The organism is Enterococcus avium ATCC 14025, from assembly GCF_000406965.1.
In the GTDB taxonomy this organism is placed as follows: Bacteria; Bacillota; Bacilli; order Lactobacillales; family Enterococcaceae; genus Enterococcus_A; species Enterococcus_A avium.
Genome location: NZ_KE136366.1, coordinates 5001 through 29919, shown reverse-complemented (window position 1 = coordinate 29919; position 24919 = coordinate 5001). Strand labels below are relative to the sequence as shown.

Here is a 24919-nt window from a genome sequence, read left to right as displayed (position 1 = left end):
GCAACACGACAAAAAGAAGCTGGATCGAAAATACTCTCGATTCAGCTTCTTTTTTGCCATAAAATATTTGCTTCGCAGGCCAGTTGATCGCCAAGACGAATTTCATGTCGGGTTTTGACTTCTTCTGCCTCAACAATTTCATAAAAGCTTTCGATATCGTTCCCGTATAATACCTCTTTATCAAATTTTACATTCACATAGGTCGGTTCATGCTGTGTCATAAAATCATAGCCTAAGACATCGATCAACCAATTGAAATACATGGCATTGTTGACATGATGATTGCTGTCAAGATCGTAGTAACGTACGTGATATAACTGATGGTGTTCACCCTCAACTTTTTCGATCTTAGGCCAGCGACGAATCTTTTTAACCTGCGGTGACTCGTAAGGTGCCATTAATTTAGCATCCACACTGCTCATTTTCCGATTTTCAACATCCATCAAAACAAAGGACATATCAATCTTCAGCAATTCTGTTTCCTCTGAATCATAAACCCAAAAGCTGCGGTAACAGAAATAACGATTAAATTCGGTTGGCTCAGTCACGACCGTGATCTGCTCGCCGACTTTTGGCAATCGATCAATTGTTACCTCCGTTTGAGTAATCACCCAAGTAATCCCTAGCGTATTAATGTATTCAGTGCCCCGTTCCAATTGATCGCTTTGATCAGAAGACGCCTTGATAGCAACGCTTAATAAAGCCGGAAACGTCATATTTTGATTGATATCGCACTCATAGTAGGCGACCTCATGATTCAAGGTGTATCTTTTTCCCAATTACTTTCCTCCTAAAGCTAAGACACGATCTACCGCATCCCCATAACTCTCGCCAAAGGTATTCAGATGAACAAGCAGATAATAGAGCTGATAGATCGTCAGTCGTTCTTCCCAACCGGCACGCATCGGTAGAATTTCTTGATAGCTGTCGATGAACTCTCGACGAAATCCGCCAAAAAGCTGCGACATGGCCAGATCCACTTCCCGATGGCCATATGACACTACCGGATCAATAAATACAGGCTGTCCTTGCGTATCAAAAAACGTGTTGCCGCTCCAAAAATCACCGTGCAATAAAGTTGGTTCAAAAGACATTGTACCCCATTTTTGATACACCCACTCTTTAAATAACTGATAATTTTGTTCTCGCTTCGTTGTCCAATGATTTCTTCCCTTGGCAATTTCAATTTGGATCTCCAAACGATAGGTAAAATAGAAGTCCCACCAGTCTCTGGTAAATGTATTGATTTGCGGAAGGACGCCGATAAAATTATTTTTTTTATAACCAAAATAATCGGCTTTTACTCGATGAATTTTACTCAATGCATGGGCTAAATCTTTTTGATCCCCTTCACCAGGTTCGATCCATTCCATCAGAATAAAAGCCCCTTCCATAAAAGTTCCATGTCGAAAAACTTTTGGAACGCGTACAAAGTTGCTCAATTCTTCCAACCCGCCAACCTCAGCTTGAAAAAAGTCCGCTGACATCTGAGGATGGTATTTTAGAAAATAATCCCGTTCTCCATCTGTTACACGATAGGCCTGATTGGTATCTCCGCCGCCGATCGGTACAGCTTTCGATTGTAATTGTAAATAGTTTAGCAGTTCATCCATCTCGTCAGCTCCTTACAACAAATAAATTTTCTTCAGGTCTTTGATTTCTTGTTTCGTTACACCGATTCCATCACGAATAAAGTTATTCATTGTTCCATATTGCTCTTTGATTAATTTGAAGCTTGTTTGCAGATATTCCTTTTTAGCCTTCATCATATCCTCAATGCCGTTCAACGAATCCGCGGGCACACCTGCTTTCTCCGCTTTTTGGTACATTTCTTCGACAGCCTTCTTTAAATAACGATTCGTTGCTAGATAATCCTTTGTGATGGTTGTTTGATTGACATCTAGACTGCTTAATAACAGGATTGCCGCAAAACCCGTACGGTCTTTTCCTGCCGTACAATGAAAGAGCAGACTCTCCTTCTCACTTGAATTCTCCAAGACTAAATCAAAAAATTTACGATACTGTCCTCGCACATGGTCATCTGTCACAAAGTGTTTGTATACCTCGACCATTTGTTGATGCGCATCCTCTCCGTTTTGCATCCGACGCATCATTTTCCTAGGCGAGGCCGAAGCTGTCTTAGTTTCCTCTATTGGAAAAATTGGCAAGAAAATATTTTTCGCTTCAGGTATTTCCTGATCCGGCTGAGAATCTCGCTCTTCAATTGAACGAAAATCGACGACTTTTTTAATCCCGTATTTACTTAAATAGTGTTTATCCTGCGCATCAATATGATTGATACCTGCAGAACGAATCAATTTTTGATGAGCGATCCTCCGTCCATCTTTTGTCTTATAACCACCCAATTCCCGCATATTTTCAGCATGCCGAACGGCTAAATGTTTAGGCATTCAACCAACCTCCTTTTTCATTTTCCGAATGCATCTCCCATTCAACTAAATTATCCATTTCGCAAGCGACTTCTCTTAATAAAATCCCCTCATTAAGCCTTTTGCAAAAGTTGAATCAACATCCTTTTTGCTAAAAGTATAGCATAATCAGCAAGAAAACGCTTTTGTTCGTAAAAATGGCGTTTCAAAAAAAATCTGAAACAGCCACACTGTCTCAGATTTTTTTCTTTTATGCCAACGCACCCATTGGGTCCCAAGGTGCTAGAACTGTTGGTTCTGCCTCGAAGGCAGCTAATTGTTCTGGTGTTAAAAATTCTTTGCGAACAACGATCTGATAGGTGTATTCATCCATCCATTCGTCACTCATTACAAAAAAGCCCTTTTCGCCAACTTTTTCTCCCCAGCTGTTTTCGACTTTCCATTTTTTCGCCTGACCATCAATCAAGTCGACACCGGTCAAAACCATCGCGTGGGTCATCAAGCTTTCGCCATAGTCTAATCGCTCAGCCTTCGTCATGGTCAAATCAACGTCAAATAAATCTTCGACATCATAGGCATCTAAGGCCATGATTCCGCTGTCGCGGGTTGAGGATTGACCAACATCGCAGCCAAACCAGACAGATTCGCCTTGCTCTAATTGCTTAACCGCCAATGCCTTGAAATCCTCCATCTCAAGATTCAAGTATTTTACCTGTTTACCATCCACTACATTTCCTAACATATCCACCGTATAGGATTTCATGAAAGGCTTGTCTTCAGTCGGCGCATTGATAATACTGATATACTCATCTAAATCTACATCAACATATTTATCATAGAAGCTTTGTGGAGTCAGTCCTTGATCCAAATGATAATTTTTTTCTTCATCACGATATTCAAAATCAAACACTGTTGGCGGTGTCCCCAATGAGATCGCCAAAAGATTATAGACTTCCTGCAGCATCGCTTCACGGTTTGCTTGAATCTCTTCTTCTGTCGCCTCTTCCAAGATCATCTGACGGAGCAGAACCGCGTGTTTGCGTAATAATTTATTTAAATAATTATTTAGATCGCGAGAGTTTGAACTGTTGCTGCTTTCCGGCATCACACTTTTCGGTACGACTCCATATTTCTGGAAAAGAGACACAATCATATCCCATTGCCCACCATCTTGCTGCGGTGTTTGCAGCAAAAAGGCCACCTCGCGGCTCGTTACAGGCTGATCTGCTGTATTCAATATATTTTCATAGAAGTAATTTGCCTTCTCGTATTTATCCCAAAAGAAGGTATAGTTTTGTGAAAGCTCAAAGTCCTTCAGCTGAAAGGTCGTCAACAGTTTGTGCCGAAACGTATTTAATGCCGCAAACATCCAGCAGCGTCCAGATTGTTTTTGGTTTGCGACTTTTCCTGTAGCCAGATCAATGGAGAAGACCGGCGTATTTTCCACATGTGTCTGAATATTTTCCGCAGAGGCCCGAATACCATTTTTTACTACGCCTCGTTGCAATGCGATTTGTTTAGAATTTTGTTCAAAAGCTTTTCGAAAAGCTTGGGTTCGTTCATTTGTAATTTTTGCCATAAAAACGCCTCCTTGCCCCTCATTTTACGCTTAATGAGGCAAAGAGACAATTAGTTTACAAACTAGGCTGCAAAACTGCTTTTCCTTTTTCGATCCATTGACCCAGTCGCTTGCTTGATAGCATCACCGTTAGCAACATACTCCCGATAAACAATAAAAGAACTTCCACAGAGCTGATCTCGAAATCAAGCTCAAGGGCTCTCAAGCCTTTCACTAAAAAACCATGAAGCAAATACACCGTCAACGTATTTTTTCCCCAATTGGAGAAAAAGTGCCGTTCTTTGGGGACAATCATCAAGAAAGCAACGATTCCGATTAACCCAGCTATAAAAAAGATCAAACGTTGAGGTCCGCCTAGTAACGGTTGATTGAGATAGTCTTCATAGGGCTTTGAACCAAAGACCCAATACTTATTGATCAAATCGTTTCCCTGTATAAATAGAAACAATCCGCTAAATAGCAGTAAGGCCATCCATTTTTTCGGATATGTCTTCAGCTTTTCGACCCAATTCTTCGGAATCACGTAGCCTAACATGAAATAAGGGAAGAACGTCAATGTTCGTTGAACCGCTAAAAAACGATCAAAAATTGGAAAATACCCCACGAGCAGTGCAATCAGTATACTAGCGATCAAAACCTGTCTTACTGAAAATTTATGCGTCAAATGCAAAAGCACGTTCCAGCAAAACAAGCTCAATAAAAACCATAATGACCATTGCGGAATTCCCAGATCAAGACTGAAGGAATCCTGCAGACCAATCAACGTGTAATAGCCGGAGTACAACAACTGAAAGAAAATGTAGGGAAGCAACAATTTTTTTACTAAAATCATCAAGGGTTTTGGTCCACTTTTCGCGAAAAAACCTGAGATCAGGATGAACGCGGGCATGTGGAAGGTAAAGATAAAATAGTACAAATCATTATATAGAGGATGATCATTTGCAAACGGCTGTAGAAAGTGACCAAACACAACTAAGATCATCAAGAAAAGTTTTGCGTTGTCAAAATAGGCATCGCGTTTTTCCATCGAATCCCTCCTCGCTATTAGTATAACGAGGATTGTTATTAGGTTCAAAGAGAGTGACTTCGTTTTAAAAAAAGGTCATGCTTTTCTCAATATTTCACTCATATTTAAGCTTTTTATTCATATAAAATTCACTTTTTAGGTGTAAAAAAATAGAGACGATCAAAAGATCATCTCTAAAACTCCGGCAGTAGGACTCGAACCTACGACATCATGATTAACAGTCATGCGCTACTACCAACTGAGCTATGCCGGAAGAATACTTTACTATAATATCAATTTTTATTTCATGATGCAATCCTAATTTTCAAAAATTAGATGGAACTGCTGAAAATTTTTATCGAAATAAAAATGGAACGATTTCAAATAGAATTAGAGGATTTATTATGTCAAAACACAAGCACCAAAAAAGAAAGAAAAATAAATTAACACTTGTTTTTCCGCTTTTTTTAATACTCCTAGCATTCAGCGGAATGTATGCTGAACACAGCTATCCTGAGCATCACGCAACGAAAAAAAGCAGCACACCTGCAACGAAAACAACTACTGATTTGACCAATCAGCAACCAATCGAACCAAAAAATGCTACGTCCGCTGGTATTGAGCAGTTATTGGTAGAAAAAAATTTTAGCGGTACTGTTTTAGTTTTTCAGCATGGACAGGTGATTTTGAATAAAGCTTATGGCTGGAAAGATCAAGCTAGAAGAATCCACAATACGATTCATACACAATATTGCATCGGCTCCGTTCAAAAGGGACAAACTGCCTATTTGATCATGCAGGCGGTTAAATCTGGTAAAATTTCCCTAGAGGAAAAGCTCAGCACCTTTTATCCGCAAATTTCTAATAGTGAGAAAATCTCTATCAAAGATATGCTGAATATGAGTTCTGGGTTACGTATCGACGAAAAGAAAATTGCCGCCTTGAACACTACTGATCCACAAAAAATACTTTCAGAGACAATTCGTCAAACGACTGTGGCTGCGAATTCTAGTTACTCCTATCAACCGGTCAATTATGTTTTGTTAGCTGGAATTTTGGAGCAAGTCTATCATACCGACTACAGCACACTATTTGATAAACTTTTAAGAAAACCAATGAAGCTGAAAGAAACAAGCTTCTATTCAGAAACGAACAATCAGCAGGCTCTTTCATACTCAGAAAGTTCCTCCGGCCCTGTTTACGCTCCTACGACCGTATCTTCTTACGCAGATGAATTAGGAACAGGCAATGTGTTTATGTCGGGGGAGGATTTGTACAGCTATTTTCAAGATCTTTATCAGGACAAATTTTTAACAACACAAGAACGTGCTGCATTATGGCAATCGTATCCAGGTGAAAAATACGCCAGCGGAATCTATAACATGACAAATAACTACCATTCACGAGGAGTTAAGGCACGTTTTGAAGCCCTTGTTGATTTTTCAAAAGATGGTCAAAATGGCATTATTCTGCTCTCAAATGTCTGGACTCAACCAAAGGGATATAATGATATCGTCTCTAAACTATATAAACAAGTCGTCGCAGGCTCGTAAGCGACGACTCGTTTATAAATAAAGAATTCACAGCAGCTAATGCCGCATTTTTTTCTGTTTAACCAGTTGACAAATAAGCTTGTTTTCGCTATTCTATATCTTGTGTTAAATAACTATGCCGCCTTAGCTCAGCTGGTAGAGCGTTTCCATGGTAAGGAAGAGGTCGTCGGTTCAAGCCCGACAGGTGGCTCTTCTAAGAACGTTGAGTTTTCAACGTTCTTTTTTTTTGTTTAGAACTACTTTCAATTCCTGCAAGGTAGCAGCTGGCAAGTGTCAGACCTAATAAAATTCCACCAAAAATATCGGTTCCCCAATGGGCTCCAGACAAAAAACGTCCGATAACCAGCGCAATCATGACCACCAGGCTCACATAGGCGATGATTGCTTTTCCCGTTCCTGTTTCCTTTCTTAATACATAAAAAGCTGACAGTAAGACTGTAATCGCCAGAAAAGTATGACTTGACGGATAGGATGCCTCTAGCTGTCCATCCACTAAAATCGGTCGATAATTGATGATGACTTTTTCAAAAAGAACATAGCAAGCGGCGACTCCAGCATAAAGAAATCCTAGCGCAAGAATTTCCTTGTCCACTAGTAAGAGCTTCTTGCGGGTATACAATTGGAAAAATCCTCGTAAAGCAAAATACCCCACGATTATCAATGGAAAAATCCCTAAGATTTCCGTCACTTGATACCAAAATTCACTAGTACCTATCTTCTGAAATACGTATTGATTAATTGTAGAAAAGCCCACCTCCGAATGCTGCGGACCTATTTTCTGTACATCGAACAAGGATAAAGAAATCGTGTATAAAATAAAGACGATCAATAATCCTATGGCTGTTTCTAATTGCTTCTTTGCTATTTTCATTTGACTAATCCTCTCCTAACAATTATTTGGAAGCTATCCAAATAAAACGTATCAGAGACTGCCAGAAACAAAAAGAAGCGCACCGTCACCTTGATGTGACGATGCGTATCAACGGCTATTTAATAGGGAAATCCCCTTCACTGCCAAAAGCATTAATACATACGTTGCCGGGTATGGATGTCTAGTCATGATGAAAAGCAGTACGCCGAACAACGATAAAATCAAAGAAACCGATCCAATAATTCGTTGTTCTCGCCTAGAAAAAGCGAGTTCAAAAATGCCGAACAGCATTGTTAAAATAACGAATGAAAAAATAATAAGCTTGAAGATAATTGTTTCCTGCGAAAGTTGCCATAAAGAGACAAACGCAATATGGTTCCCTTGTGCTTGACCAAAAATCGGCAGAACAATTAATAAGCCGACCATGCAATCTGAAATACCTAAAAGCAAATGTTGAAAGTTTTTCCGCTGCTGTTGCTGCTCATTTTCTGCAATTGACAGCAATTCACTATTGGATAGCAACTCATCAATAGAAATATCAAAAACCTGCGAAATAGCTTTTAAGGAATCAATACTGGGAAACCCGCGACCTGACTCCCATTTGGAAACTGCTGTTCGTGAGATAAATAGTCTCTCTGCTAATTCTTCCTGCGTCCATTGCTTATTTTGACGTAATTGCTTTAGTTTCTCGTTGAAATCCACTCTAATCTCCCATTCTTTCTTTTCTCCTCAATCATACCATAATAGCAGAACAGAAAAAGGAGCTGGTTCGAAAGTCTTTTAGACTTTCAAACCAGCTCCTACTCACAAATAAACGACGCCTCTATATCATCTTCTATGAGATTTTACTCGTCCTCGTCATCATCGTCACCGATGATCCGTTCATTCACGTGGCAAATATTACTTGTCGCAGATTCGACTAATGCAAGCTCTGTACCGATCAATTCACTATTGATGAAATCAATCACCATCGGCATATTCATTCCTGCGTATAGTTCGATCGATTGCCCTTCTAAAATCATCCGCGAGACTACATTACAAGGTGTCCCGCCCATCAAATCAGCCAGCACGACAAAATCATCTAAATCCGCAATAACTGCTTCAAATTTTGCGCGAAAATCTTCCGCTGACTCTGCGGGAAGTAAACTGACTGTATGGATGCTTTCTTGCGGTCCCATAATCATTTCCGTACTCTTTTTCAATTCCTCACAAAAGAGTCCATGACTCACTAAAACTAATTGTTTTCCCATTGGTTCGCTCCTCATTATTCATTGGAATCAGCCTAACTTATTTAGAAATCACACCTAATGCTGATAATGCCACACAGACAACTAATACGATAAAGATCGCCTTGGTTGAAGTCATGTTCTTTTTACCTAGCATCCAATAAATCGCTGCAACGATTCCTGCTGGTAATAAGCGCGGTAAGATCATATCAAGATTGTTCTGCATATTCAACGTCACATCACCAATGCTCGGTGCCCAAGAGAATTTTACATTGATCATGGTGGCAACTAACGCCCCAACCATGAAGACACCAAGCAAAGTTGCCGCGTCTGTCAAAGCAGTTAAGCGATGCTGCATCGTTGTAACTAAAGAGATTCCTTCACGATAAGCGAATTCCAGTTGTTTCCAACGGAAGATCATTACCGCGATTTGTGCGATGATCCAAATGAAGATACCAGTTGGATTTCCATTGATCGCCATATTCGCTGCCAAGGCCCCAAAAATCGTTGGAATCAATGCGGCGAAGATCGAATCCCCAATTGCCGCAAAGGGACCCATTAACCCAGCCTTCATCCCTGATACAGTGTCTTTTCCGCCAATCCCTTCTTTTTCTTCAATCGCCAAGTCAATCCCAGTCACGATTGTATTGAAGAAGTTTGACGTATTAAAAAATTGTGTATGAGTCTTCATAATTTCTTTTAATTCCGGCGTGTCATCGCCATAAATCTTACGTAATTGCGGTAAGATTGTATAAAGGTAGCCTGATCCTTGCATCCGTTCATAGTTCCAGCCTAATTGGAAGGTAAACAAGCTTCTGCGATTGATCTGCTTAAAATCTTCCTTCGTCAACTTATAATTAGATTTCGTCATCTTCAATCTCTCCTTCATCTAAATCATTGGAAGCAACTTCTTTCGGTGCTGGGGAATTTGGAATCATCTGTCCATTCTTATAACTGATCGCAGCTAAAGCAAATCCGATCAATGCGATGGCTAACATAGGAAGTGAATTGAAAATGCCTTCGAAATTCTTCACAACACCCGCAACACCAGTGCCTAAAACCTGCATATTCGTAAAGACTGTTCCTAGTAACGCTGTTAACGTGAATCCTAGGATCAAGTAAGGAAAGTGTTTTTTCACCGGCAAGTAACGTAATAAAATCGCAAACCCGACAGCTGGTAAAACTGCTCCGGCTACAGATAGACCGTCACCTAACCATTTCAAATCACCATTCAAGACAGCAACAACCTTTTCGACTAAGCCTCCACCAAATGCCAGCGCTAGAAAGACTGGAATCATGCGAGAAAATGACCATGGAATGGCCCCCATCAAGAAGTTGCGTTCAATGCCTTTATAATTCATATCTTCGACTAATTTATCAATCCGATGAGCGAAATACGTATTGGCAAAACGAGCCAAAATATCTAATTGAATCATCAAGCTGGCAACTGGTACCGCAATTGCAGCGATCGCTTGCTCTGGATTCATTCCCAATGCTACTGAAAAAGCTGTTGCTAGAATCGTTCCGGAGTTAGCGTCAATTTTTGATGCGCCTCCAAATGTACCGACACCTAGTACGGTCAATTGCATACTGCCGCCAATAATAAGTCCTGCTTTTAAATCGCCCATTACTAGGCCGGCAAATAATCCGGCAAAGACTGGTGCACTCAGTGATGAATAAATTTGTAATTCATCTAAAATTTGATACCCTGCATATAATGTTAATAATAAGATCTGCCACCATAAGATATCCATTTATTTATCCTCCTATTTCGCTAATAGATTCATGAAGTCTTCTGCTTTATCACTTGGTACCATTTGTGCGATCAATCGAACGCCTTTAGCATGTAATTGGTTGAATACTTCTACATCCTGATCGACAACATTGATTGATTTAGTAATTGAACGCGTTTCATCTGTTTGCGACATATTTCCGACATTGATTTCTTCAATTGGAACACCTAACTCAACTAGCTTCAATAAACGATCGGGTTTGCGGGCAATGATCAATAGACGTTGAGAATCATATTTCCCTGCTAAGATATTGTTAGCGGCTTTTTCAATCGGCAGCACGCTTAGCTTCACGCCTGCTGGAGTAGCCAGCTTCAGTCCGCTTTTTTCAATATCATTTTGTGCCACTTCATCATCTACCACCATGATCCGCGTAATATTCAGTTTTGTTGTCCATAAGTTTGCTACCTGTCCGTGAATCAAACGTCCGTCAATTCTTACTCCAATAATACTCATTGTTATCCCTCTTTCATTTCTTTATATAATGGTTTTTTTACCAATTGAATCTCTGGTTGAAAGGTTCCTTCTGTTTCAAAAATCACGATTTCATTGTTGCCTTCTTTAAGTAATCCCTTAGGAATATAAAGCGATAGTGTTGGGCCAACTTCCCAAAATCGTCCGATATTTACTTGGTTGACAAAAACGACACCTTTTCCAAAATTCGACAGATCGATAAAGCTGTCTTCCACTTCATCAAGCACTACTTCATAGCGATAAAAACTTGGCTGCTCTGGCTGCCATTCTCTTGAATAATCAACTGCCTCACAAGAATCCAGCGGCAAGCAATACTGCGACCAATCAGTGAGGAAATGCAGATCAGCCATGACTCCTGTTCGAATCCCCTTATTTTGTGTATCAGCAAATAATTTGTGTCCGTAATTCACCCGACCCATATTTTCAATCAAAATGTCTAATTGATTGGTTTCTTCAGTCATCGGAACAATGATATCCTCGCCGATTTGCGTCTGATACTGTGTCGCTTGTAATTTTTGATTTAGAAATAGCTGACTACGATCGCGACCATCAATGACTCTCAGTCTTTCTTCTTCCGCGTCCTTTTTAATCGATGTGCGATACAGAATGTAGCCAGTATTTTGTCCTAGCATTTCCATCGTCTCTGGATATGTCGTTTTCACCGGTTGACTGATCGTGTCTAAAGTTGAAAACAAGCTGACTTTATTTCTTAAAGGAATTCCTTTTACTTCCATTGTGTTCTTTGTCAACGGTTCCATTTGTTGAATCTCAGGAAACGTATCATGAATCATTTTTTGAATTGCGAAATATTTTTCGGTTGGATTGCCCTGCTCATTTAGCGGAGCCCCGTAATCATAAGAAGTAATTTGCGGCAAATCAATGACTCCTCGTGCGGAGCAGCCATTCATAAAACCAAAATTCGTTCCCCCATGAAACATATATAGATTGATACTGCCTCTAATTAAGACTTCCTTAACTGCTTCCGCCAACTCCTCGGCATCTCGTTGAACAACAGGTTCCTTCCAGCGATTGAACCAGCCATCCCAAAATTCCATGCACATCAGGGGCCACTTTTTTCCGTGTTCATCGAAGAAACTCTGCATGGATGCAAAATTCTCTTCGGCCTTTGAACCAAAATTGCCCGTAACTAAAATATCTTCTTCTATCATGCTGCCTGCTCTAAGTGTCGCACGCCAAGGCCCATCTGAAGTGAAAAACGGAACCGTGATTCCTCTGTTTATCATCAAATCTCGAACCGAACGTAAATAGTCTTTTTCTTCTCCATATGAACCATATTCATTCTCGATTTGGATCATCAAAATATTTCCGCCATTTGACAACTGATGAGGAACCAGTTTCTTTATGAGGACATCATAATAATCAGCCACATGTTTTAAATAACCGATTTCATTTGTTCGGATGCGTGTGTCTTCGTTTAGTAGCCAAGCGGGGAATCCACCAAACTCCCATTCTGCACAAATGTATGGTGATGGTCTTACGATCGCATATAACTCGAGTTCCTTTGCAATTGATAAAAAGCGTTCCAAATCTAGTATTCCATCAAAATGGAACTCACCTTTTTTTGGTTCATGCAAATTCCATGGTATATATGTTTCAACGGTATTGAAGCCTAAAGCTTTCAGGTTATACAGTGAGTGATACCAATCCGCTGGGTCAATCCGAAAATAATGTATTGCTCCTGACATGATCTTAAAGGGCTCGCCGTTTAAAAGAAAATCTTCTTTAATCTCAAATGTTTTCAAAAGCTCCCTCCTTAAATGAAAGCGTTTTTAATATATTAATATATTAAATTATCCGATACTGAAAGTCAACTCTCCTTATTTTAGTGGAATGTGTTAAAATCAAGCCATAACCACAAAATCAAAAAATTCTAATGAAACTTTTAATTCCTATTCATTGTTTGGAGGTTCCTATGGTCATCCCAAAATACCAAATCATAAAAGATGAACTAAAACAGCAAATCATTTCTGGCAAATTCGAAAATGGCGACAAATTTTATACGGAAGCCGAGTTGGCAGAAATGTTCAGTGTCAGCTCAATCACCGTCATTCGCGCGTTGAATGATTTAGTCAAGGATGGATTCATTGTTCGACATCAAGGCCGTGGTTCTTTCGTCTCGCGCGCCCGTAAAGGAAAAATAGTCGAATTTTCCGATATTGAGTTGTTTCCTATAAGTAATGATCAAGTACAAGTCTTATCAATCACACGAGGAAATGATCCCGTTTATTTAAGTAAGCTCGAATTGCCTGATACAGCATTTTATTACTGCATCAAACGCTTGCGCAAAGCCGAAGAAACTCCGTATATCTATCAACAGACCTACTTGCCGGAACAATATGTGAATCCTAATTATCAAGAACTGAGCTATTACAATTCCATCTATCAACGCTTTAAGCTAGATTATAATATCCATATGAACGAAGAAGACTTTACCGAAACAAATGAAATCAAGTTCCCGACTCCTTCAGATGCAGCAAAGCTGCTGGAGATTTCTGCTGATGAACCAACTGTTCTCCAAGTCCGTGTGACCAAACGAAGGGATACACAGCAAATGCTGGAATATGTTGAATCCTATAAAAAATGGAATTTTTACAAAATTGAACTGGTCTCAAAAAACAATTAATCCTGACTAGATCGAGCTTATTGCTCGATCTTTTTACTATGAAGAAAGTATAAAATTTTCACATGAATAAATCGTTTTACAGCAGGCATATCCATGTCCGGCTTCACGAACTAGCTTTTTCGGCAATAAGCAAAAATATTTCGAAATTTGAGAAGCACCAAGTAGGTACCAATCAACATCAGTTCTCTTCGATCACTGTGTTTCTTGGCAATTTAGAAATATTTTGGTCTTATTGCTCAAAAGCTGAGCGAGTTCGCGAAGCCTTTCTTACGTTGATCTCTTCAAAATGCATGTCCACATTCGCTAGATTGACATGACCTGTTCGCACTTCTTGAGCATTGGCCATACCGGCTGCCATACAAAGCTTCAGCAGTTCTGTTACGCTCATTTTTTGTGATAAGCCATAGGCAAACCCAGCTATAGTAGCATCACCTGACCCCACTGGATTAACTGTTTTAATCGTTGGAATCGTTACTCGATAGAAAGAATCACGATATTTTGCAAGCGCCCCATCTTTGCCTAGTGACACAACAATCCACTCAACACCAGTAAATAAAGGCTGAGCTAAAGCACGCTGAAGCGCTTCTAGATCATCAATTGAAAACGGCTGACCCAATAAAGCTTCTAGCTCTTCAAGGTTTGGCTTAATCAGAAAGGGTTTATGCTCACCGGTTAACACCTGCCTCAGGCTTTCACCAGAGGTATCCACAAGGACTTTTACCACTTGTTCTTCCGCTAATTGAACGAGCCTTTGATAAAAATTCAATGGGAGCCCTTTAGCCAGACTGCCTGAAATGGTGACAATCTCGGCTTCTTTAACCAACTCCTGAAAATTTTCCAAAAAAGCCTGCTGTTCCGCTTCTGAAACTGTCGGACCAGCTTCTAATATTTCCGTCTGATTTCCTTCATGCAAGATCGCAATTGAATCTCGACTTTCCTCTTGGATTTCTGTAAATGCCTGCTTGATACCTGCTTTCTTTAATTCTTCCGAGATATAAGCGCCATGAAAACCGCCTAAAACACCCGTTGCTAAAACATCGCCCTTCAAATCATGAATGACACGCGTGACATTAAGTCCTTTTCCGCCAGCTGTTTTACTCACCTGATCGGTTCGATTGACCGTGTCTAGCTTCAGTTTCTCCAGTGGATAAGAAATATCAATGGACGGGTTCATCGTTACTGTTACTATCACGAGCTCGCCTCCTAGTTCACCGCTGCTTCTTCTACGACTTGAACTTTGTCATGCCATGAGCTTGCCGTTTGTTTTAACACGTTGTTCAAGCTTTCGATATTTTCACGACCTTCGCTTTGCAGCCAGTCACGAGCAGCAGCTTCACCTGATTCAATAAACGGCTTTACACCATTTTTCCAGGTGGCACGCCCACAGAGCACACCATTGAAGGTGGAGCCAGCTTCTTTAGCAAATACCAATGTTTGTTGGAATAGCTCCGTTGAAACACCTGCGCTTAAGAAAATAAATGGTAAATCCGTTGCTTGGCTTTGTTCTAAGAAATAGTTTGCCGCTTCTTCTTTTGTATAAGCGATTTCACCAGTACCAAAGCCTTCAACGAAATTCATATTCACTGGGACCTCCACTTTTAGAACATCCACTTTGTATTGCGGTTTTGAGAATTCCTTCATCATATCATTGACCTTGTGCGGTTTCACTTTGGCATAGTCAAATGAACCAGCATCTGAAATTTGCGCATCATAAGAAACCAATTCTAAGTAAAATGGCAAATCTTCTTCTGCACATTCACTGCCTAACCGTTCGACAAAGACATGCTTTTGATGATTGATCGCAGGATCTTCATCCACATCATAATAAAGTAAAAACTTGATAGCATCGGCACCTTGTTCTTTTAGTCGTAAAACCGACCAATCCGCTAATAGATCAGGTAAACGTCCTGGTGTGGTTGCATCATAGCCTGTTTTTTCATATGCCAGCAATAGACCTGCATCTGCATGACGTACTTTTGCTGCAGGCAGACCGTATTCAGGGTCCAATAAGATCGAAGACGCATATGGTGTCAGCTCGCTCGATACCAATTCTTTAAAATGCTCAATATGCTTATCCGTTGGTTCGACATTTAACGCTTTCATCATTTTTTTTAACGCCCCACGTTGATCAATTGCTAAGGCACTGATAATGCCATCCTTTGTTGATAAACGGTCCATCGCCGCTTTTTTACCTGTTGTTAATGTAAGCATGTTTCTTCCTCCCAGTTAATTCCTATTTATAGTCATGAATCGTTACGCCTTTTACCACTCGATTGACTGTTCCCGTTGGTGAAGGCGTGTCAGGTGTATTCGCAACTTTCACCGATGTTAAAAGCGCGACAGTTTGTGCTACCATGACATAGCCTAGTGCTAAATAGGCATCTGGAAGTAAAGAAGTCCCAGTTGCAAACTCGAACGTATCCCCAGAGAAATTCCGTTTTCCGGGTTGAGTGATAGCAAAGACACCGGAAGCGATTTCATCTTCGTGAACTTCTTCTAAGATATCTAAATCGTAATCCCGCGTGTATGGATCATTATTGACAAAACCGAACATGAGGGTCTTTTCATTGATAAATGATTTCGGACCATGACGGAAGCCCATCGATGAATCAAAGACTGTCGCGATTTTTCCAGCAGTCAGTTCTAGGATTTTTAATTGTGCTTCTCTGGTCAAGCCTGCTAAACTGCCGGAACCGACATAAACAATTCGTTCAAAATCAAGTGCGACAATTTCTTCGATGTCATGCTCACGGGCGATCACTTCGTTTCCTAAAGCGTTCAATGTTTCTACATAGTTTTGCTTTTCCTCTAGTGCTGTTTGATCAAATGTCAGCAACGCGCCTAGTGTCATACAGGAGAAGCTGCCAGTCATGGCAAAACCGTCATCATTCGAACGAACAGGCATTAAGAATAAAAAGCTCTTGGAATCGGCTTGGCTGATTTGCGCCAATTTTCCCTCTTTTGCACAGGTGATTGATAAATGATGGATCGTATCCACGACTTGATTTGCGATTTCAACTGCTGCCAAGCTTTCAGGACTGTTTCCGCTTCTGGCAAAGGATACCAGTAAGGTCGGTTCCTCTTTGATTAAATATTCTTCAGGCTCCGCCACGATGTCAGTGGTTCCGATACTTTCAAAGCTGAAGGCTTGACGATCGCCGTGTTTGCGCAAATAAGGAACCAGCGTGTCGCCTACATATTGGGAGGTTCCCGCACCGGTGAAAATTACGCGTGTACGCTGACCCTTTGCTTGTTTTTGGACTTCTGTAAGAAAATTTTCTAATTCCCCTTGGGCTGACTGATAAAGGTCAATCGTTTCTTTCCAAAGTTCCGGCTGTTGGCGAATCTCACGCGTCGTGATCTCCGCTCCCATTTGTTCCAATTTTTCTTTTTCTATTGTAAACATGCTTTAATTCTCCTAACTATTTCGAATATGACGAATCTGATAATGAAATTGATCCGCGCGAGCAACGCTCAAAGTAAATTCAATGATTTCATTTTTCATATTGTAGGTCTGACGGACTAAATGCAGGACTGGTGCTCCTTCAGGGATCATCAGCTGTTTCGCGTCATCCTTTGAAGCGATGCTGGCATAAAGCTCTTCATCTGCTAAACGGACCGTTTGCTTAAAATCTTCTGAAAAAAGATCGTACAAGGGCTTGCTTCTTAATAGCTGATCATCTAATGACAAGAAGAATTTGACAGGCAGATAGCTATCTTCAATCATTAAAGGCTCTCGATCCGCGATCCGCAGCCGACTCAATTTGAAAACTGCTTCTCCTAAAGGAAGATTGAGTCGTTGTGCGATAAATTTATCGGCTTCCATTTTTTCAAAGGATAAAATTCGCGTCTCAGGATGTCTGCCGAGGCTTTTCATTTGTTCGGTAAAGCTGTAGGCACCAGCTAAATCTGCAGCAGCTGTTTTGATATCAGAGACAAATGTCCCTTTTCCATGACGCCGATAAATGTACCCCGTGTTTTCCAGCTCTTGCAAAGCTAAACGAACCGTCGTCCGACTAACTCCGTACTGAGCTGTTAATTCCCGCTCAGATGGCAGCTTATCATGAGGAATCATGCCGCTTTCCATCCGCTTCTTCAATAAATCTACAAGTTGATGATACAAAGCTTTGTTTTTAAAAGAATTTTCCATGGGCTTCTCCTTCTTTTAAACTGGTTATAACCACAACCCAATGGTAAGGTGGTTTTTTTACCTTTGTCAACAATAAATCTTTTAGTAATTTTACTGTTGGCTTAAAATGCTGTTTTATCAAGTTTTCGTAAGATAAAATATGCTAGTAGAATTTTTCTTTCATACTATATTCAAATAAACTTTTCAATAATTGGTATGAAAATCTAATACCAGTTGACGCAATTAGAGCATAAAAAACGTGCCAACCCGCAGGTTAGCACGTTCACTTATATCTGATTTTTTCTTAAAAAACTAAGACTGGTGTTCCCTCATCAAGCATAGGATACAGCTCAGCCATTTTGGCCGGAGGCGTATTGATACAGCCATGAGAGCCGCGATACAGCCACAAATCTCCGCCATAGGCGTACTGCCAATCGGAATCATGGATACCAACACCTGTATCGTCGATTGGCATCCAATACCGGACAGGACTAGCATATTTAGAGCCGTCGTCATTCAAACCTCTCAGCACCTGATCCATTGACTTGCTTCGAACATAGTTTAATCCAGGAGGAGTCGGCGTTGACGGTTTTCCACTGACGATATCCGTTTCAAATTGCAGCTTTCCTTCTTTGTAATACCACATGTGCTGATTTTGCAGATCCACCTCTACATAAGTATTGCCAATGCTTGTCTGAATATTTTCTACATCACTTACTACTTTTGGTACACGATTAAAGTTCTCACCTTTTAGAATCTGAGCACTTAATTCCTTCACCTCTGAAGGAATATCGATCGTCCAGTTATAAAGACCTGCAGGAACAGAAACGGTTCCTCGTAAAGTACTGTTAAAGGATGTCGGATTTTCTTTCGTATTGTTTTCTTCATTCAACTTCGTCACAAAAGCCGTCACCTGATCCTGTTTCAAAAGCACTTCCGCTTTTTCATTGGTAGTTAACCAGCTGCTAAGTTCTTGGGGAGGAATCGTTAGCTGCTTTCCGCCAATCGTATAGACTGCCTTTAGCTTGGCTAATTGATTCATTTTAGTCTTTAATTTTTTTAATGTACTATCTTCTTTAGTCAGAACTGGCTGGGCGTAATAATCCTCCGTATCTAGTGAATCCTCACCATTTTCCAGATACTTCTTTAAAGCAGTTTTGACCGCTTCGACATCAAAGGTATCTCCTTGCTTTTCTGGGACAATCACAAAATGATCCTCTTGCCATTCAATCGTAGCATTTTTTGTCGGCACACGCGCAGCGTTTGTTTGAAGGAGCACTGTACCCAAACTATCTATCAATTGATCTACTTTGGATTGATCGTATATATTCGGCAAATCGTATTGGCTGCCAAACAAGCTGGTAATTCCCCAAGCAAATGGTTTTTGATTTTGCTTGATTTTGCTAAGCTCCTCCAGATGATCTGTTTGCCAGCCCAATTCACTTCGTTTAAATTGCTTCCATATGGTACTGCCCAGGTGAATTTCAAAGGGCGCCTCTGTTAATTCAGCATTTATTTTTTTATTCGCCTGCTCAAGCGTTAATCCGCCAACATTGATACTGTTTACCTTCGTTTTCGGTAACAACCGATCCGCATAATGAACACTCTTAAATGAATAAAAACTAACAACTACAAGTAAAACCACCAAACTGATAATAATGATTTTTTTCGTTTTCTCTTGAAAAAAATCCTCCCTAATACCTCTCAAAATATACCCTCACTTTTCTCGCTTAAAATTGATGCATTCACGCCAACTACCCCTGCTGGCTAAGAAATACTATAACTTTATTACCATCATATTTTATCAGAAAAATAATGGCTTTTGGCCGATAAATTATGACTTTTTTATGAAGCAGCATATATACTAAGTTAAAAATATTTTTAGCGAACATTTTCAATATAATTTTTGCTATGAAATAATTTTAAAATAATTTCACATCCCGAAAACCATGCGGGATATAAGTTTTTCTTCCTACTTCGAACTTATTATGTTGTTTCGAAAGTGACCTGAAAAAGCCGATCGTCCATCCTTCGATCGGGCTGGTCAATCGCCATTTGGATTTTTTCGGCGTAGGCCTTGCCTAATTCTTCGTATGGCTGACGAACGCTTTTTATTTGAGGACGAAGGATTTGTGTGACTTCACCGCCATCAAAGCTAATAATCGTGATGTCCTGATTCATCTTCTTCCCGCTATCATATAGCGCTTGGTAACAGCCGATCGCCAGCATATCGTCACAGCAAAAAATCGCACGAACGTCCGTCTCTTTTAACAAATCAATCGTTCCTTGATACCCTCCAGCTATCGTCAAAGGCATCTGCTTAATGTATTTTTCTTCTATTAATAGATCATGATCCTTCAACGCCTGGCAATAAGCATCAAAACGTTCTGTCAGATGATAGTGCTCAGCATTATCCATAATAAAAGCAATTTTTTCATGACCTTCTGTGATCAGCCATTCGATTGCACGATAAACACCAGAATATTCATCCAGCTTGATGGTCCCATAAAACCCTTCATTCAAACCGCGATCAGCAAAAACGACCGGAATCTCTTGAAAACGTCCACGTTCGATGATTTTCTTTCCCTGGTAATCATTTGGCGTGAACAGAAAAATTCCTTCGACTGCAATTCTTGCTAGTTGATTCAATAATTCCTGTTCCTTAAAAAAATCATTATCTGATTCACAGATAATCAGATAATAGCCCTGCTTTTCCAATTGCTCTCTGATTTTTCGGACAATCGCCGAAGCAAACTGTTCCGAAAAATCCGGAACAATCACGCCGATCGTCTTCGATTTTTTCGCGATAATATTGGAAGCAAAATAATTTGGGGAATAGTCTTGCTCTGCAATCACCTTTAATACCCTTTGTCTCGTCGCTTCGCTAAAGCGGCCGCCCTTTTGATTGAGAATCTGAGACACTGTCGTCACTGAAACCCCTGCTAAGCGAGCCACCTCTTTCATTGTGATTTTCATTTTCCACCTCAATCTAGCTTGGTTTACCTTTTCTTAAGAAAATTTCTGACGATTTCCATGATTTTTTCGTATAGAATTTTCTGATTTTTTACAACAAAATTTCAACATTGCAACTTTAAGCAGCGCTTTCAAAATAAGACATGAAAAAAACCTGCCAAAAACCTTATCAGTACACTGTTTTTAATTATTCTTAAAAGAGATTAAGTATTTCAAAAACACACGTTCGGTTATTTATTGTCACATTAATACATTACACTGTAACGTATTGTCACTGGTTTATAACCCACGCAATCTGAAACGATGGTAAAGTATCACTCGTAATCGAAATGACTGATTTACATTTAAAAACTTTTTTGGAGGAATTTACATAATGAAATTTGGAAAAACTCTTGTACTTACGACTTTACTAACAGCTGGCGCAGTATTTGCACTAGGGACAAACGAAGCACATGCAGCAGAAAACTACACAGTTCAAGCTGGTGATACCTTATCAAAAATCTCAATCAAATTTGCTGGCGATAACAGCTTGGTTGATTCAATTGCTAAAGAAAACAAAATTTCTAATATTGACATGATTTTTGAAGGTCAAAACTTAACGATCGATACAGACGCTAAAGGCAATACAACAGTAACACCAGTTCAAGAACAAGCAGCTCCTGCTCAAACAGCGCAAGCTCCCGTTCAAGAAACTACACAAACAGCTGCTCCTGTACAACAAGCCGCTGCTCCTGCTGCTGAAGCTTCAACACCAGCTAGCACAAATGCAGCGAAAGAATGGATTGCACAACGTGAATCTAGCGGTTCATACACTGCGACAAACGGCCAATACATTGGACGTTACCAATTATCAGCTTCATACTTAAATGGTGACTACTCTGCAGCAAACCAAGAACGTGTAGCCGACCAATACGTGACTTCTCGCTATGGTTCATGGGAAGGCGCTCAAGCATTCTGGCAAGCAAACGGCTGGTACTAAGTCGATAGAAGAGCCTTTAAAAACCCTCAAATGAGGGTTTTTTTTATTTTTAGAAGCTCTGTCTTATGGCGACAGATAATTCATCAACGGTTGCAACAATTCGATCTGCTTGTGCTTCAATCATTTCATTGCGCTCTCCAAAACCATAGAGCACGCCAATGCTCTTGATCTGATTGGCTTTGGCACCAATGATATCAAATTTTCGGTCACCGATCATTACAGCGGGAGTTTCTTCCAATTGAGCTAACGCATAGGCAATCACATCCGTTTTATTTGACCGTATACCGGCTAGATCCGCGCCGAAAATTCCTGAAAAATACTTAGATAAGCCAGTATTTGCAATAATCTGCTCGGCATAAAACTCCGGCTTTGATGTCGCTATAGCTAAATAGTAATCCGGAGCTAGTGAAGCAAGTACCTCTTCGATACCATCATAGACAGATAATTGCTTGATTCCCTGTTCTGCATAGTATTCGCGATAAATCTGCACCGCTTTATCTGCTTCTGCTTCCTTCAAATCATATAGCTGTTTTAATGTATCCGTTAAAGGCGGTCCGATAAAACTATGTAACGTCGCCTCATCAGGAATAGCTAAGCCCTTTTTTTTCAACATATAACACACACTATTTATGATTCCTTCACTTGAATCCGTCAATGTTCCATCTAAATCAAACAATACAATCTTTTTCATCCTCTACCTCCTGCTTCCATCCTACTGATTCCTCTGACAAATATCAACCTAAGGCAATATTCTTGCTAAAAAAATGGACAACACTTATACTTACTTTTAGTAAGGAATTAGGAGGAATTTATTATGGATACACAAATTCGCGGATTACACCACGTTACAGCTATAACTTCCAGTGCCGAAAAAAATTATCGCTTCTTCACGGATATTTTAGGCTTACGTATGATTAAAAAAACCGTCAATCAAGACGATATTGAAACCTATCATTTATACTTTACCGATGACACTGGTGCTCCTGGAACAGATATGACATTCTTTGACTTCCCACGGATTCCCAAAGGAACAAAAGGAACCAACAGCATTTCACGTACGGGCTTTCGTGTTCCAACCGATGCTTCATTGGAGTATTGGGCACAACGCTTTACAGATTTAGCTGTCGCTCATGGAGAGATTAAGGAGCGTTTTGGCAAAAAATACCTTGAATTTCATGATTACGATGATCAATTATTCCAATTAGTGTCCGATGAAAAGAATCAAGGTGTTGCTGGCGGAACACCATGGAAAAATTCAAACGTTCCTGCTGAACACGCAATTTTCGGATTAGGACCTACGATTGTAACTGTGGCAAAATTTGACCATTTAAAATTAGTTTTAGAAAATCTTTTAGGCTTTAAGGAAACAGCTGCTGAAGGTAGCATGCATCAATTTGAGGTAGGCGAAGGCGGCAATGGAGCAACCATCATTGTCGATGACCAGCCAGACATGATTCCAGCACAAGAAGGCTACGGCAATGTACACCATTTAGCTTTACGCGTTGCTGATGATGACGCTTTGCGGGATTGGATCGAGAAAATCAACGCCTTAGAATTCCCAAATTCTGGTTTTGTCGATCGTTTCTATTTCCAATCAGAATATTTCTTAGCAGCACCGCATGTTTTGTTTGAGTTAGCAACGGATGGGCCAGGCTTCTTGCAGGATGAAACCTATGAGCACGCAGGGGAGATTCTTTCCTTACCGCCTCATTTACAGTCAAAACGAAAAGAAATCGAAGAGTACGTTCGGCCATTCGACACATCTGATGCCAATAAAAAACGTCAATAAGGAGAATACTATGCTCTTCTATTCAGCTAAAGAACTGACGACCAAACAACATTACAAATTTTTAACAGGGAGTATCATTCCCCGTCCAATCGCATGGATCACGACAATCAATCAAGAAACAAACATCGTGAACGCTGCTCCTTTTAGCTACTTCAATGTTGTCGCTAAAGATCTGCCGTTAGTCAGCCTTTCGATTAACCGTAATAATCAAAAGATCAAAGACACCGCGCGTAATCTGCTTCAACAAAAAGAAGGAGTCATTCATCTGGTAAACGACAAAGTTTTAGCAGAAATGAATCAAACCTCTGCTTCATTACCTGCTGACGAAAGTGAGTTGGCAAAAACGTCTCTCACTTTAGTGGATAGTCAAGAAGTCACAGTACCGGCGATCTTAGATGCTCCGATTCGATTTGAAGTTCGTTTACACCAACATATCCCTGTTAAGGATCATAATGATACTATTATTAGCGACCTGTTTATCCTAGAGGTCTTAAACTATCACTTTGAAGAAAACTTGTTTGATCCAGAGAACGAATACATTGATCCATTGACTTTTGATCCACTTGCTCGTCTAGCTGGCGCTACATACAGCCATATCGCGGGTACATTAGACCTCGAAAGACCAACTAAATAAGGAGTGAGCTCAATGAGCTCACTCCTTATTTTCACGTAAATCAATCATTTGTACATTTCCATCAATCATACCACTAGGACCCTTCAATTTGATTAAGGACATCCTTGGATCGAAAGTTAATGTCATCTCATCTTCTAAGTATAACTTGGAATGTTCTTTGATCGCAATACTGCCAATATTACTTTCAATGTCTAAGTTATAATCTGAATGATCCTGTTCCTTATCCAAAATCAATAATCGAAAACTAATATTCAATGCACAACTTCCAGATTTAGAATACTGACCCACACCGTCATCCAAATCTAAAACAATTCGACTATCTTGATACTTTTTAAGACGTTCTACCAAATCATCCGCTATATTTATATACATAATTCTCATCACCTCAGTTAGAGCATAGCACGATTTTACCAATCATCTAAATACTTTGCTCACAATCGAATAGATGAGGTTGTAACAGAAGTGGTCAACTTCAAGAAATAAGAAGGAATTTCCGAAAAAACTACTTCTGGAACACCGTTTATTCGGAAAAAAGCTATGACAAGACTTTGTCACAGCTCCACTTCTCACAACACCATATATACGAGTCTGCATAGGGTAATTCAATTTATATTAACAGTGTGTACTTTTAGAGAAGAAATACCTCTTGCATTTGCACTTTTATAGTTGCTGGACGATGTGTTGTTTCCCCACATCGGACTTTCACCACCTAAATTGTCGTCCCATGCCAAGTGCACAAAAAAAAAGACAATCTACAAGAGATTGTCTAGAACTCCGGCAGTAGGACTCGAACCTACGACATCATGATTAACAGTCATGCGCTACTACCAACTGAGCTATGCCGGAATAATATGCGTGGCGACGTCCTAATCTCACAAGGGG

At 40.1% G+C, this 24919-nt stretch carries 25 protein-coding genes, 3 tRNA genes and 1 rRNA gene (1 of these 29 running past the window's edge); 6 read left to right on the top strand and 23 right to left on the bottom strand.

Going from position 1 to position 24919, the window contains the following annotated elements; genetic code table 11:
• Positions 1–41: 41 nt before the first annotated feature.
• From OMU_RS17590 to OMU_RS17565, 6 genes are all read right to left on the bottom strand, one after another.
• Positions 42–779: an acyl-[acyl-carrier-protein] thioesterase gene (locus OMU_RS17590; RefSeq protein ID WP_016181206.1), complete on the bottom strand. Its 738-nt coding sequence runs from the start codon at positions 777–779 to the stop codon at positions 42–44.
• Positions 780–1613: a fructosamine kinase family protein gene (locus tag OMU_RS17585; RefSeq protein WP_016181205.1), complete on the bottom strand. Its 834-nt coding sequence runs from the start codon at positions 1611–1613 to the stop codon at positions 780–782.
• A gap of 12 nt (positions 1614–1625) precedes the next feature.
• Positions 1626–2411 carry a tyrosine-protein phosphatase gene (locus OMU_RS17580; RefSeq protein WP_016181204.1) on the bottom strand — a complete coding sequence of 262 codons (786 nt, stop codon included), beginning with the start codon at positions 2409–2411 and terminating at the stop codon, positions 1626–1628.
• A 229-nt stretch (positions 2412–2640) separates the two neighbouring features.
• A complete protein-coding gene (locus tag OMU_RS17575; protein ID WP_016181203.1) occupies positions 2641–3969 on the bottom strand; it encodes a C1 family peptidase in 1329 nt (442 codons plus the stop codon).
• A gap of 55 nt (positions 3970–4024) precedes the next feature.
• Complete coding sequence (locus OMU_RS17570) at positions 4025–4996, bottom strand: acyltransferase family protein (RefSeq protein ID WP_016181202.1); 972 nt, start codon at positions 4994–4996, stop codon at positions 4025–4027.
• A 179-nt stretch (positions 4997–5175) separates the two neighbouring features.
• Positions 5176–5249 (bottom strand) — tRNA-Asn (locus OMU_RS17565).
• A gap of 130 nt (positions 5250–5379) precedes the next feature.
• Here OMU_RS17565 and OMU_RS17560 point away from each other — a divergent pair.
• Both OMU_RS17560 and OMU_RS17555 read left to right on the top strand, forming a co-directional pair.
• Complete coding sequence (locus tag OMU_RS17560; protein ID WP_016181201.1) at positions 5380–6528, top strand: serine hydrolase domain-containing protein; 1149 nt, start codon at positions 5380–5382, stop codon at positions 6526–6528.
• A 117-nt stretch (positions 6529–6645) separates the two neighbouring features.
• Positions 6646–6718, top strand: a tRNA-Thr gene (locus OMU_RS17555).
• Between the two features lie 3 nt (positions 6719–6721).
• On the opposite strand, the gene OMU_RS17550 is transcribed toward OMU_RS17555, so the two are convergent.
• From OMU_RS17550 to OMU_RS17520, 7 genes are all read right to left on the bottom strand, one after another.
• Positions 6722–7399, bottom strand: a complete 678-nt coding sequence (locus OMU_RS17550; protein WP_016181200.1) for a phosphatase PAP2 family protein — start codon at positions 7397–7399, stop codon at positions 6722–6724.
• 108 nt (positions 7400–7507) lie between these two features.
• On the bottom strand, positions 7508–8101 hold the full coding sequence (locus OMU_RS17545; RefSeq protein WP_016181199.1) for a helix-turn-helix domain-containing protein: 594 nt from the start codon (positions 8099–8101) through the stop codon (positions 7508–7510).
• Between the two features lie 143 nt (positions 8102–8244).
• Complete coding sequence (locus OMU_RS17540) at positions 8245–8649, bottom strand: PTS sugar transporter subunit IIA (protein WP_016181198.1); 405 nt, start codon at positions 8647–8649, stop codon at positions 8245–8247.
• 37 nt (positions 8650–8686) lie between these two features.
• Positions 8687–9496 carry a PTS system mannose/fructose/sorbose family transporter subunit IID gene (locus tag OMU_RS17535; protein WP_016181197.1) on the bottom strand — a complete coding sequence of 270 codons (810 nt, stop codon included), beginning with the start codon at positions 9494–9496 and terminating at the stop codon, positions 8687–8689.
• Positions 9483–10379: a PTS mannose/fructose/sorbose/N-acetylgalactosamine transporter subunit IIC gene (locus OMU_RS17530; RefSeq protein WP_016181196.1), complete on the bottom strand. Its 897-nt coding sequence runs from the start codon at positions 10377–10379 to the stop codon at positions 9483–9485. The genes OMU_RS17535 and OMU_RS17530 overlap by 14 nt, the downstream gene beginning before the upstream one ends.
• Positions 10380–10391: 12 nt before the next feature.
• Positions 10392–10871 carry a PTS sugar transporter subunit IIB gene (locus OMU_RS17525; RefSeq protein WP_016181195.1) on the bottom strand — a complete coding sequence of 160 codons (480 nt, stop codon included), beginning with the start codon at positions 10869–10871 and terminating at the stop codon, positions 10392–10394.
• 2 nt (positions 10872–10873) lie between these two features.
• Positions 10874–12652: a glycoside hydrolase family 35 protein gene (locus tag OMU_RS17520; protein WP_016181194.1), complete on the bottom strand. Its 1779-nt coding sequence runs from the start codon at positions 12650–12652 to the stop codon at positions 10874–10876.
• Positions 12653–12822: 170 nt separating this feature from the next.
• Here OMU_RS17520 and OMU_RS17515 point away from each other — a divergent pair, with 170 nt between their 5' ends.
• The gene (locus tag OMU_RS17515) at positions 12823–13533 is read left to right on the top strand and encodes a GntR family transcriptional regulator (protein ID WP_016181193.1); all 711 of its coding nucleotides are present in this window, start codon (positions 12823–12825) and stop codon (positions 13531–13533) included.
• A 229-nt stretch (positions 13534–13762) separates the two neighbouring features.
• Here the strand turns inward: OMU_RS17515 and OMU_RS17510 are convergent, their stop codons facing one another.
• The 6 genes from OMU_RS17510 to OMU_RS17485 all read right to left on the bottom strand — a co-directional run bounded on the left by OMU_RS17510 (position 13763) and on the right by OMU_RS17485 (position 20638).
• The gene (locus OMU_RS17510; protein WP_016181192.1) at positions 13763–14725 is read right to left on the bottom strand and encodes a hexose kinase; all 963 of its coding nucleotides are present in this window, start codon (positions 14723–14725) and stop codon (positions 13763–13765) included.
• A gap of 11 nt (positions 14726–14736) precedes the next feature.
• The gene (gene lacD / locus OMU_RS17505; RefSeq protein ID WP_016181191.1) at positions 14737–15744 is read right to left on the bottom strand and encodes a tagatose-bisphosphate aldolase; all 1008 of its coding nucleotides are present in this window, start codon (positions 15742–15744) and stop codon (positions 14737–14739) included.
• A gap of 22 nt (positions 15745–15766) precedes the next feature.
• Positions 15767–16939: an AgaS family sugar isomerase gene (locus tag OMU_RS17500; protein WP_016181190.1), complete on the bottom strand. Its 1173-nt coding sequence runs from the start codon at positions 16937–16939 to the stop codon at positions 15767–15769.
• Positions 16940–16951: 12 nt separating this feature from the next.
• Positions 16952–17683, bottom strand: a complete 732-nt coding sequence (locus tag OMU_RS17495; protein WP_016181189.1) for a GntR family transcriptional regulator — start codon at positions 17681–17683, stop codon at positions 16952–16954.
• A gap of 283 nt (positions 17684–17966) precedes the next feature.
• Complete coding sequence (locus tag OMU_RS17490; RefSeq protein WP_016181188.1) at positions 17967–19370, bottom strand: L,D-transpeptidase family protein; 1404 nt, start codon at positions 19368–19370, stop codon at positions 17967–17969.
• 278 nt (positions 19371–19648) lie between these two features.
• Positions 19649–20638, bottom strand: coding sequence for a LacI family DNA-binding transcriptional regulator (locus OMU_RS17485; RefSeq protein WP_016181187.1), 990 nt, complete (start codon positions 20636–20638; stop codon positions 19649–19651).
• A gap of 370 nt (positions 20639–21008) precedes the next feature.
• Here OMU_RS17485 and apf point away from each other — a divergent pair, with 370 nt between their 5' ends.
• A complete protein-coding gene (gene apf, locus OMU_RS17480; RefSeq protein ID WP_016181186.1) occupies positions 21009–21614 on the top strand; it encodes an aggregation-promoting factor in 606 nt (201 codons plus the stop codon).
• A 49-nt stretch (positions 21615–21663) separates the two neighbouring features.
• On the opposite strand, the gene OMU_RS17475 is transcribed toward apf, so the two are convergent.
• Positions 21664–22305, bottom strand: coding sequence for an HAD family hydrolase (locus OMU_RS17475; RefSeq protein WP_016181185.1), 642 nt, complete (start codon positions 22303–22305; stop codon positions 21664–21666).
• A gap of 123 nt (positions 22306–22428) precedes the next feature.
• Between OMU_RS17475 and OMU_RS17470 the strand changes: the two genes are divergently transcribed.
• Positions 22429–23403 carry a ring-cleaving dioxygenase gene (locus tag OMU_RS17470; protein ID WP_016181184.1) on the top strand — a complete coding sequence of 325 codons (975 nt, stop codon included), beginning with the start codon at positions 22429–22431 and terminating at the stop codon, positions 23401–23403.
• Positions 23404–23413: 10 nt separating this feature from the next.
• A complete protein-coding gene (locus OMU_RS17465) occupies positions 23414–24037 on the top strand; it encodes a flavin reductase family protein (protein ID WP_016181183.1) in 624 nt (207 codons plus the stop codon).
• A gap of 18 nt (positions 24038–24055) precedes the next feature.
• On the opposite strand, the gene OMU_RS17460 is transcribed toward OMU_RS17465, so the two are convergent.
• The 3 genes from OMU_RS17460 to rrf form a co-directional block, all read right to left on the bottom strand.
• Positions 24056–24409 (bottom strand): iron-sulfur cluster biosynthesis family protein, encoded by a 354-nt coding sequence (locus tag OMU_RS17460; protein WP_016181182.1) that lies wholly within the window; start codon positions 24407–24409, stop codon positions 24056–24058.
• Between the two features lie 400 nt (positions 24410–24809).
• Positions 24810–24883, bottom strand: a tRNA-Asn gene (locus OMU_RS17455).
• Between the two features lie 7 nt (positions 24884–24890).
• Positions 24891–24919 (bottom strand): 5S ribosomal RNA (gene rrf, locus OMU_RS17450) (it continues 87 nt past the right edge of the window).